This window comes from Nonlabens sp., from assembly GCF_047636915.1.
In the GTDB taxonomy this organism is placed as follows: Bacteria; Bacteroidota; Bacteroidia; order Flavobacteriales; family Flavobacteriaceae; genus Nonlabens.
Window position 1 is genome coordinate 1 of record NZ_JBLIGN010000084.1, and the last position, 11,059, is coordinate 11,059.

7 protein-coding genes, 2 tRNA genes and 1 other RNA gene are annotated in these 11,059 nt (G+C 35.0%); 8 read left to right on the top strand and 2 right to left on the bottom strand.

Annotated features, from left to right (window positions below):
* Positions 1-53 precede the first annotated feature (53 nt).
* The 7 genes from ACJAT0_RS10830 to ACJAT0_RS10860 all read left to right on the top strand — a co-directional run bounded on the left by ACJAT0_RS10830 (position 54) and on the right by ACJAT0_RS10860 (position 6,765).
* Positions 54-2,090 (top strand): HD family phosphohydrolase, encoded by a 2,037-nt coding sequence (locus ACJAT0_RS10830; RefSeq protein WP_415181660.1) that lies wholly within the window; start codon positions 54-56, stop codon positions 2,088-2,090.
* 94 nt (positions 2,091-2,184) lie between these two features.
* Positions 2,185-2,268 (top strand) — tRNA-Ser (locus ACJAT0_RS10835).
* A gap of 84 nt (positions 2,269-2,352) precedes the next feature.
* A tRNA-Pro gene (locus ACJAT0_RS10840) sits at positions 2,353-2,427 on the top strand.
* Positions 2,428-2,688: 261 nt separating this feature from the next.
* Entirely contained in the window at positions 2,689-3,333 is a 645-nt protein-coding gene (pdxH, locus tag ACJAT0_RS10845) for a pyridoxamine 5'-phosphate oxidase (RefSeq protein WP_415181661.1), read from the top strand.
* On the top strand, positions 3,333-3,818 hold the full coding sequence (locus ACJAT0_RS10850; protein WP_415181662.1) for a SixA phosphatase family protein: 486 nt from the start codon (positions 3,333-3,335) through the stop codon (positions 3,816-3,818). Before pdxH ends, ACJAT0_RS10850 begins: the two co-directional genes overlap by 1 nt.
* Entirely contained in the window at positions 3,815-5,863 is a 2,049-nt protein-coding gene (gene ppk1 / locus ACJAT0_RS10855; protein WP_374002069.1) for a polyphosphate kinase 1, read from the top strand. Before ACJAT0_RS10850 ends, ppk1 begins: the two co-directional genes overlap by 4 nt.
* Complete coding sequence (locus tag ACJAT0_RS10860; protein WP_415181663.1) at positions 5,863-6,765, top strand: Ppx/GppA phosphatase family protein; 903 nt, start codon at positions 5,863-5,865, stop codon at positions 6,763-6,765. The genes ppk1 and ACJAT0_RS10860 overlap by 1 nt, the downstream gene beginning before the upstream one ends.
* A gap of 345 nt (positions 6,766-7,110) precedes the next feature.
* Here ACJAT0_RS10860 and ACJAT0_RS10865 read toward each other — a convergent pair whose 3' ends face one another.
* Positions 7,111-8,946, bottom strand: coding sequence for a DNA polymerase III subunit gamma/tau (locus ACJAT0_RS10865; RefSeq protein WP_415181664.1), 1,836 nt, complete (start codon positions 8,944-8,946; stop codon positions 7,111-7,113).
* 92 nt (positions 8,947-9,038) lie between these two features.
* Here ACJAT0_RS10865 and rnpB point away from each other — a divergent pair.
* Positions 9,039-9,366: RNase P RNA component class A (rnpB, locus tag ACJAT0_RS10870), an RNA gene on the top strand.
* A gap of 1,298 nt (positions 9,367-10,664) precedes the next feature.
* Here the strand turns inward: rnpB and ACJAT0_RS10875 are convergent.
* Positions 10,665-11,059, bottom strand: a 395-nt coding sequence (locus tag ACJAT0_RS10875; protein ID WP_415181665.1) for an RsmD family RNA methyltransferase, incomplete at its 5' end; no start/stop codon positions are given.

Consider the following 11,059-nt stretch of genomic DNA (forward strand, 5'->3'; position numbering starts at 1 on the left):
AATAAAGGGTATTTTAAAAGTATAGTTGTTAATTTGCTGTAATATCAACCGTGATGAATAATTTATACAATTATCAGAATATCATTTATGTAGTTATATTGTTGTGCTCTTGTACAGCGTTAACGGTATATGTATTTCCCAATAATAATAGATTCAAATACGATTATAATCAAGGAGAGCCTTGGGACTATGAGACCCTATATGCGCCATTTTCTTTCCCTATTGAAAAAGACGAGAAATTATTGTTAGTTGAAAGAGAATATGTGTCTGAAAGTGCACCGCGTTACTTTAAAATTGACCAAACTGTAGAAGACAAAGTATTTAATAAATGGTTGACTAGAATAAACAGTAAAAGGAATGACTCTATAGATCTCAATGAGCTTAGAAGTTTAAATAATAAAATTAAAAATATAATATCCACCATTTATGACATTGGCTATCTTGAAATGCCCATTGATATTAAAGAAAGCCATCCTGTTTTAGTAGAATATGATACCGAGGTGATAGCATATACCTACGGTGATCTCTATAAACCTGTTAATGTAGAAGAGTTGCTCAACGGTCGTATGGATGGTATAGATGTAGATATTTTTGATAATAATGAATTGTTGTCATCTCTTTTAGAATTGATAACTCCCAACTTAATCTATGATCGTGAATTAACAGATCTTGCCATAAAAGAAGAGCTTAATAAAGTTCTTTCCACACGCGGAGTAGTTTCTGAAGGAGCAAGAATTATTGCACAAGGAGAAATCGTAGAAGGAGAAAAACTACAAGTTCTCAATACTTTAAATAACACATACAAATCACAAACTTGGACAGAATCTCAATATGCATGGAAACTTTCGGGCTACATCATACTAGTTGGTATGGCTTATACCATGTTGATTTTATTTTTATGGCGTTATAGAAAATCAATTTTTGAAAATTTCAGAAAGGTGTTTTTTATTTTTTTTAATATTTTGATGGTCATAGTTCTAACCGCAGCAGTTGTTACTATAGATGTTCAATATATATATGTAGTTCCGGTTTGTATACTACCACTAATTCTAAAGGCTTTCTTTGATGCTCGACTCGGACTGTTCAGTCACGTCATTGCAATTTTTATTCTCAGTTTTATTGTGCCTAACAGCGATGAGTATTTGTTTTTACAGATGATGGCTGGTATAGTTACTATTCTGTCAAATAATGAGATTTATAAAAGAGCTAATTTATTTCTGACTGTAGCCCAAATTATAGGAATCTATTTCCTGTCTTATTTCGCTTTTTATGCGATTAATCAAGGTGGTGTGGTAGGTTGGGAGTGGAGTAGGTTAGCTTACTTCATGCTTTGTGGGTTAGCCATGCTTTTTGTGTGGCCCTTGATTTACATTTTTGAGAAAATTTTTGGTTTGGTAAGTGATGTATCACTTTTAGAGCTAAGTGATACCAACTCCAAACTTTTGAAACAACTATCCAATAAAGCCCCTGGAACCTTTCACCATTCCTTAAACGTGGCAAATATAGCAGAGACTGTTGCAAATGAAATAGGAGCAAATGCAATGCTTGTACGTGTAGGAGCGCTTTATCATGATATAGGTAAAATGTCAAACCCTACTTATTTTACAGAAAATCAAGGAAGTGGTATTAATCCACACAATGATTTGGATCCTGTAGATAGTGCAAGGATCATAATCGATCACACGTTGAACGGTATTGAGATAGCACGGAAGTATAATTTACCAGATCGCATTATAGATTTTATAAGAACGCATCATGGAAATAGTCTAGTTTATTATTTTTACGTAAAAGCAAAGGAAGAAAACCCAGACATTGCGAAAGATAATTTCCGTTATCCAGGTCCTAAACCATTCAGTCAAGAAACTGCTATACTAATGATTGCAGATAGTGTAGAAGCAGCCTCTAAAAGCATCCAGAATCCTACGTCCATTAAAATTGATGCCTTAGTGAATAAAATCATAGAAGGACAAGTAGATAGCGGTCAATTCTTAAACGCAAATATTACATTTAAACAGATTGAAACTATTAAAGCTGTGATTAAAAAGAAGTTAGCAAGTATCTATCATTTGCGCATTGAATATCCTGAATAATTTATTGAAAAAACCTTAATTTAAGTTTGTAGAATTACAAACTTCACTTACATTTGCAACCGCTTTGGTAAATGAAGCGATTTTGTAATATTTAGGAGAGGTGCCAGAGTGGTAATGGAGCAGTTTGCTAAACTGTCGATGGGCAACCGTCGCCAGGGTTCGAGTCCCTGTCTCTCCGCAACCTTACCCTTTTAAATATTTAAGATAGCGCCAACTTAAAGAGGTATATTAATCAGTTCTCGATTCTGATATAAATAAAAATCGGGGTGTAGCGTAGCCCGGTCATCGCGCCTCGTTTGGGACGAGGAGGTCGCAGGTTCGAATCCTGCCACCCCGACAAAAACAAAGTTGTTTTTATCCAACCGTTTTCATCAATCGATGGAAACGGTTTTTTTTATTAGGGTACTTATATAACTTTCAAGTTAATCAAATAGTACCTTTTCTGTCATCCTGCTTTCCTTAGGCTTTTTACTCAATTATTAAATCCTAACCACCCTTAGTCAAAAGAGGAATTCTCTAAAGTCATTGATATATTTAAGAATTGTTTGCGACTCCAAAAGAGTCAATTGATGTAAATTGCGATGTAATATTAAGTCACATGCAAAGAGATCTTCAAAACCTTCGTAAATCTTATGAAAAAGATGCGTTACTAGAAAAAAACTTACCAGAAAGTCCTTACGAATTATTTGATTCTTGGTTTCAGGAAGCAAAAATAACCGATGAGATAGATGAAGCAAACGCCATGAGTTTATGTACAATGGGCGTAGATGGCTTTCCTAAATCCCGTATTGTACTTTTAAAAGAAATACTAGAAGGGAATTTTTTATTTTATTCAAATTATAAGTCTGAAAAAGCTCTTGCTATAGAGTCTTGTAATCAAGTGAGTCTTCATTTTTTTTGGCCCTCTTTAGAGCGTCAGATTATTATTAAAGCTAACGTAAGTAAAGTTTCAAGAGACAAATCTTTAAGTTATTTTCAATCCAGACCTCGTGGTAGTCAAATTGGTGCTTGGGCAAGTAATCAGAGCAGTAATGTGGTTTCTCGTGAGAAATTAGAAAAACAATTATCCCATTTCGAAGATAAATTCAAAGATACGGATATACCCTTGCCAGATTTTTGGGGAGGATATGCTTGTGAACCTATCAGCTTTGAATTTTGGCAAGGAAGGCCTAATAGACTCCATGATCGCATCTTGTACAGAGAAGAAAACGATCAATGGATCTTCAAAAGATTGCAACCATAATGAAACAATTAATAATTATAAGACATGGTAAGTCTACCTGGGATCTTCCAGTTAGGGACTATGATAGAGTGTTAACTCAACGAGGTATTGATGATGCTCATCTTATAGGAAAAGCGTTGAGAAAAATCGATTTAATCCCAGATGCTATCTGGTCAAGTACTGCGGCACGTGCGTTGCAAACCGCAATCATAGTCACAGAATATGTCGATTATAATTTTAAAAATTTAAAGCTCAAAAGGGATTTATATACTTTTGATAGCAACGACTTGTTAAAAATAATTGCTACATGTGATGATAATTTAAATTCATTAATTATATTTAGTCATAATCATGGGATTACAGATCTAGTCAATCAATTGGGTAGCACTAAATTTGACAATGTTCCTACGTCTGGTGTCGTAGCGATAGATTTTGATTCCAATTCATGGTCTGCTTTACTTAAAGGAACAACCAAATTTCACTTATTTCCGAAACAAATTAAATGAGCAAATATTTTAATAGAGAATTGAGTTGGCTGCGGTTCAATGCAAGAGTATTACAAGAGGCTAGTGATAAGAATGTTCCTCTTATTGAGCGTTTGCGATTCTTGGGAATTTTTTCAAATAATTTGGATGAATTTTTTAAAGTGAGGTACGCAACCATACAACGTATTCAACGCGCAGGAAAAAATGCGACCAAATCTTTAGGAGGAATCACAGCCGAAGAGCTGCTACAAGAAATCAACAAAATGGTTAGTGTAGATCAAGCACATAGTTTTAAAGTTCTTGAAGAGTTGGAAGAAGAACTAAAGAAAGAGAGTATTATTATTGTTGATGAAACCGAAGTTCTTACAGAACATGAAGACTATATAAGAAACTATTTTAATGAAAAAATAAGTCCTGCTATAGGTACGATCATGATCAACAATGAGGTAGACTTCCCTAATTTGAGAGACGGTTATGGATATTTAGCGATACGAATGCTGATGACAGATCATACGGTTAGGTATGCACTTATTGAAAAGCCCAAATACCTCAATAGATTTGTGGTATTACCCCAAATTGAAGGTGATGCAAGACAGTATATCATTCTTATAGATGACTTGATTAGACATCGCATGCATTATATTTTTAATATTTTTGATTATAAAGATATTGAAGCGCATATGATCAAAGTCACACTAGATGCTGAGCTTGATATGGAATTGGATCTTAAGAAAAGTCTTTTAGAAAAAATACGTCTTAGTGTACATGATCGTAAAGATGGAGACCCAGTGCGTTTTGTGTATGATCGAGATATTCATAAAGATACCTTATCTCTAATTATGGAAAAATTACAGATTGATAATAACGACAGTATTATTTCTGGCGGTAGGTACCATAATAGAAGAGATTACCTAAAGTTTCCAAGTTTAGGAAGAACAGATTTACTCTATGAAAAGCTTCCGGGATTGCCCATTAAAGATGTGAAAATAAGAGGTTCTTTATTAGAAAGAATAGCTAAAAAAGATATTCTTCAATACACACCTTATCACACGTTTTCAAATACCATAAAATTCTTAAGGGAAGCCGCTCTAGATCCAAAAGTGAAGACTGTAAAGATTACGATTTATAGACTTGCAGAAGTTTCACAAATTGCAGGATCCTTGATCAATGCAGTTAAAAATGGTAAACAAGTTACTGTTTCCATAGAGCTAAGAGCAAGGTTTGACGAGCAGGCTAATATCAACTATGCGGAGTTGATGCAGGAAGAAGGTGTGAACCTGATTTTTGGTGTTCCTGGTTTAAAGGTCCACTGTAAGGCTTGTTGCATCACTCGCGAAGAACAGGGTAAAATGGTTCGATACGGTTTTATATCAACAGGTAATTTTAATGAATCTACGGCAGGTATTTACACGGATTATACCTTGTTTACTGCAAATCGCAAATTATTGAAGGAAGTAGAAAGCGTGTTTGATTTCTTTGAGGTGAATTACCGGCAGCATAGATATAAACATTTGTTAGTTTCTCCTAATTATCTCAGAAATGGAATTGAACGATTGGTTCGTCGGGAGATCGCTTTCGCGAAAGCAGGAAAACCAGCAAAAATAAGAGCTAAAATAAATTCATTCTCAGATTTTAGAATGATTGATTTATTCTACGAAGCATCTAATGCAGGTGTGAAAATAGAACTGATTATACGAGGAATTTGCTGTCTCATTCCTGGTATAAAAGGGATGAGTGAAAATATTAAGGTAATAAGTATCGTGGATAGGTTTTTAGAACACCCTCGCGTTTATAGATTCTATAATCAAGGTCAAAATGATCTTTTTATTTCTAGTGCAGACTTTATGGGTCGTAATTTAGATAGCAGAGTAGAGATAGCCTGCCCTATATATGATGAAGATATAAAAGCAGAAATTATAGCCACCATGGATATATGCTGGAAAGACAACACTAAAGCAAGGGAGATATGTGCAAAGCAGCTTAATAACTACGTTGTTAATGATGAGCTGCCCGTGCGATCACAATATGCGACTTATGAATTTTATAAAAACCAAATAACAAAGTAATGTCCTTTGAAATAAGAAAATATGGAGCCATAGATATAGGATCTAATGCCATTAGATTACTAATTGCAACGGTTACATTATATAACAAGGAGCCTCCAGTTTTTAAAAAAACCAGTCTGGTTAGAGTTCCTATACGCTTGGGTCAAGATGTTTTTACTACAGGAGATATATCTCAAGAAAATATATCTCGCTTGGTAAAATCTATGAAATCTTTTCAGTTATTGATGGATGTTCATAAAGTAAAAACCTACCAGGCTTACGCTACTAGTGCAATGAGAGAAGCGCAGAACGGAAAAGAGGTTGTTCAACAAATTGAAAAGGAATCGGGAATTCAAATAGATATCATTGATGGGTCTCATGAGGCTGCGATTATTGCAATGACAGATTTGCATGCGTCTCTAGATGCAAGCAAAGTTTTTCTCTATGTAGATGTAGGTGGAGGTAGTACCGAGTTTACGGTATTTGCTTATGGAAAAGCAGTGGTCTCTAAATCCTTTAAAATAGGTACCGTAAGATTACTTAACGATATGGTTAACAAAACTCTTTGGGATCAAGCAGAACGATGGATTAAAGAGGTTACGGCCCCTTATGAACATTTAGATTTAATAGGTTCTGGGGGGAACATAAATAATATATTTAAAAGTAGTGGAAAGGGAGTAGGAAGGCCTATTTCTTACTTTTATCTCGTTAATTACTATGAACAACTGCAAAATTATAATTACGAAGAAAGGGTGTACCATCTTAACTTAAACCATGATAGAGCAGACGTTATTATACCAGCTTGTCGTATTTATTTAAGAGCTATGAAGTGGAGTAAGGCAAAGAACATATACGTTCCTAAAATTGGGCTTACGGACGGAATTATAAAATCTGTCTTTAACTCTGATCATCAAATAATTTAAAAGGTTTATGAAACTTTGCTATTAGAGTACTGCATAAATAGTAATTTTGAAATTCAGATCCATTAACAGTGAAATAAAACAGTTTTTATTCGTTTTTTATTCCCTGTGTCATTTATTGGTGTCCAATGATTAGAGGAAGTATCTTAGGGTTTTTGGTTAGAACAAGTTATTCTAGACTTTCTAGAGAGGATACCAATGAACTTAATAACAGGACATGCTTACAGGCTTATTTTTTTAAATATATAAGAGGAAGTAAGGGATTTTTCACAACATTACAGCTAGGTCCATCTGTCCTTGGCGCAAATGAAAAAGAAAAATGATTAGACAATGGCGATCCTGTGTAGTTTAAAAATCTAGGTCAAAAGTTCTTCGCAATAAATCTACAGCAGGATTTTTCTCAACAAGTTTTGAAAATTTATCTTGATCTGTATACACATATTTTTTAGTAACACTTTTATCTACTGCTATTTCAAAGTCTATAAGATAATTGTTTAATTCTCGCTTTAAGTATTCTAAAATTTGTCCTTGAGATTTCTCAAGATCTTCTTTCATTGATTGATTGGGAAAACGCAGGTTGATAGTCGTTTCTTTAAGAATAGGTTGATCTGCATTGATGATACTTGCCAGTATTTGTTGTCCTCGTTCTTGAAGATGTTCCACATATTTAGTCCAGACTACATTCAGTTCTTCCTGAGTAAAGGGATCTTCCGGTAATTGATCGTGATGTACTTTTTTACCCTGTTGTTGTTCAATATGCGTCTTCTTTGCTTCTATTCCCTGAATAGAAAGACCACTTACCTTTCCCTTAGCTTTTTCAAATAAGGCCTTCCGTTTCTCTTCAAGCGAGTCTGAAATAATTTCGGTAGGAGTGCTTTTTATAAGCTCAACTTTAGCCTTTTCTTTCCCTGTTTCTTTATTTGATGTATTGACCGCTGCATCTGAAGTGCTATAAGAGGACGATTCTTCCTTTAAAATAGGATCTGATTCTACCTTATGGGAAGTCGTTAGTACTTTTTTATTTTCTTCAATTATGTCATTATTTGAAGGGGAAATTACAGAAGGAGTTGCTTGTTCAAATTGAGTTGCAGGGATGATATACTTTACATCATTTTTTTTTTCTCCATCAGTAGTGATGGAGGCAAGTTGCATAAGTGTTAGTTCAATAAGAAGTCGTTGGTTGCGACTGGATCGATAATTGAAATCGGCTTGATTTGCTATTTCTATAGACTTTCTTAGAAAGTCGAAATCTACTTTTCTAGCTTGTTCTACATATTTCACCTTAGTCTGTTCTCCTACTTCTAATAGAACGATGGTACGTTCATCTTTACCAACCATCAAATCTCTAAAGTGAGAAGCTAGACCACTTATAAAATGCTGCCCATCAAAACCTTTAGCCATGATGACATCATAATCTACAAGCAATTGAGGAATATTGTTCTCCAATAATAAATCGGTAACCCTAAAATAAGTCTCTCTATCAAGTACATTTAAATTTTCTGTAACCGCTTTTACGGTGAGTTCTTTACCAGAAAAACTCACTACTCGGTCAAATATGGAAAGCGAGTCTCTTAATGCACCATCTGCTTTTTGAGCGATGATTTGTAAAGCATCTTCTTCTGCATTGATACCTTCTTTTACAGCAATACGTTTGAGATGCTCTCGCATGGCACTAACAGTGATGCGTTTAAAATCAAATATCTGACATCTAGATAGTATTGTAGGAATGATTTTGTGCTTCTCTGTGGTAGCGAGGATAAAGATGGCATGTGCTGGCGGTTCTTCTAGCGTTTTAAGAAACGCATTAAAAGCTGCATTAGAAAGCATGTGCACCTCATCAATAATATAAACCTTGTATTTACCTACCTGTGGAGGGATACGTACCTGATCTACAATACTTCTTATTTGGTCTACACCGTTATTAGAAGCAGCATCAAGCTCAAAAATATTAAACGCAAAATCCTCATCAGGATCATACACACCACTTTCATGGTTGATCTTTTTTGCGAGAATACGGGCACAAGTTGTTTTCCCTACTCCTCTAGGACCAGTAAAAAGTAATGCTTGTGCAAGGTGATTGCTTTTGATGGCATTCTCCAGCGTTTTTGTAATAGCTCCTTGACCTACAACATCCTCAAAGGTTTCGGGACGGTATTTTCTAGCCGATACTATAAATGGTTCCATAAATCAAAGATACTTTTCTATGCTCTTTTAGCGAGGCTTTCTAAGCTTATAATTTCTGCGAATTATCAACATTTATTAACTAGTTTTGCGGCTTAGCAGGTCGCCTTATCGATCTTGCGCAAGCGAGGTAGGAAAGTCCGGACACCATAGGATAACATAGCGGCTAACGGCCGTCGTTTTGTTTTCGCTTTTGCGAAAGCGAGATAGGACTAGTGCAACAGAAAGTATGTACAGGTAATGCTGTAGTGAAACCCGGTAAACTCTATGTGGTGAAATGTCACGTATATCAGAGCTTGAGCGCTATCCGCGCGATTCTGAAGGGTAGGCAGTTGGAGATAACGAGCAATCGTTATTCTAGATAAATGATAAGGTGCTCAAGAAATTGAGCAACAGAATCCGGCTTATAGACCTGCTATTTTTTTTGATCTTCATTAGTATTGATAGACCAGGATTTCCAAATCCGTAAAAGAGGGATTCACTAGATTCAAATTTGTCTGAAATGGCTGTAATAATTTGCCGCTTACATCTATTGTCCAATTCCTACTTTTATGATCTGCAAATTTTGTGGTTGATCGATGTTTATGCACCGTATTTTTTTAATCATTCTAAAACTCTTCTGAAAACACATTATATATAGTCAAGCCTCCAAACAAAAAAGCAGATGGCGATAATAATTGCCAGTACATAGGAAGAATACTATCGGTGCTTTTCAGGAAGAAATGGTGATACACTTTTACTGGAATCACATATAAAACGGAAGAAGTCAATACCATAAACTACCCTAAACCTTCAAAAGCAATAGGTAACCTAGAATAATCTGCATAAAGGATCATGTCAATGGCAGTGATTAATCGATAAGCAATTTCTATATAATTGATCAAGCGTATACTTTCCACTTTTCTTAAAAAAGCTCTTGGTTTTTTAGGAGTTAAAAAATAGGAGGGACTCAGTAAGAATAACAAAACCTCCAAAGGGTAGGAGGGTTTATTTTGCTTTAGAGATCATCATATGCTTTGTGGGTCCAGTTTATACTGTAGTCCAAAGTTATTTACTAACTGGTATTCTTTGACTTTTGGAATGGAACCACTTCACCATTCTTGAACCTGAACTTCTGATCTAGCCGATGTCAGCACTTGTGTATCTTCCATACCTATTACACAATATGCTAAAGCTTAGCACTCGTTTTTTGCCCTGTTAATATTACTTATTTTCGAGGTATATGCTAAGATTGTAATTACAGGTCATTTTTTTATATTCAGTGTTAATGAAAATGCGACCTAGATTTTCTTTCTTCTTTCTACCTTCTGGCTTTACCTGATGTAATAGTGCATCAGTTTTTTTTAAAATTTAGTAATGGACGTTTTAAAAGCTATTGTTTTTCAACCAGCTTTTAAGTTTTTATAATTTTTTCCTGAAAAATTAACCGGATAAAGGGTTGGTTTTTTTGGAGCTTTTATTTACAAAACAACTAAAGTTAATCCAGATTTAATTAGCTTTTGTTATTCAAAGTCTTTTGAACTAAATATTTGACTAAATCTTTTATCTCAGCACTTGTTGAATTCAGGCTTGACTTCACCTTACTTTTTAGGATCTTTTATATCCACTCCTGCGCAGCTCCTATCAGATATTTTATTTAATAATAGTCTCCAAAGTTCGTTTACAATTCAGAAAGCATAAAGTGAAAATTAATAAGAGGAACACGTCTTTTATTCAGTGTTCTATTCCTCCTCACTACTAGGTCCGTCAAAAAAGCTAAAAACCGTACCGCCATAACGGCGTTCGTTATCAAAATGCTCGTGAGCAGCAAGTGAGGTGTGTTTAGAATGTTCTATGATTAGAATTCCATCTGCGGCAAGAAGCTCGTTTGCGTAGACATAGTTAGGAATTTTCATGAATTCTTCTTCTTCCAGCGCGTAAGGCGGGTCTGCAAAGATGATGTCATACTTTCCTTTGTGTTTTTCTAGAAATTTGAACACGTCTGCCTTAATGGTATCGATGGGAAACTCTAGTAATTCGGCAGTTTTTTTAATAAAAGCAATACAAGGTTGATGTTGATCTACCGCGATAACGCTTCCAGCCCCGCGACTGCAAAACTCATAAGACATATTACCAC

Excerpts from the sequence above, each read along its gene's own strand:
- ACJAT0_RS10830 (WP_415181660.1), top strand. The coding sequence starts at position 54 with ATGAATAATTTATACAATTATCAGAATATCATTTATGTAGTTATATTG.
- pdxH (WP_415181661.1), top strand. The coding sequence starts at position 2,689 with ATGCAAAGAGATCTTCAAAACCTTCGTAAATCTTATGAAAAAGATGCG.
- ACJAT0_RS10850 (WP_415181662.1), top strand. The coding sequence starts at position 3,333 with ATGAAACAATTAATAATTATAAGACATGGTAAGTCTACCTGGGATCTT.
- ppk1 (WP_374002069.1), top strand. The coding sequence starts at position 3,815 with ATGAGCAAATATTTTAATAGAGAATTGAGTTGGCTGCGGTTCAATGCA.
- ACJAT0_RS10860 (WP_415181663.1), top strand. The coding sequence starts at position 5,863 with ATGTCCTTTGAAATAAGAAAATATGGAGCCATAGATATAGGATCTAAT.
- ACJAT0_RS10865 (WP_415181664.1), bottom strand. The coding sequence starts at position 8,946 with ATGGAACCATTTATAGTATCGGCTAGAAAATACCGTCCCGAAACCTTT.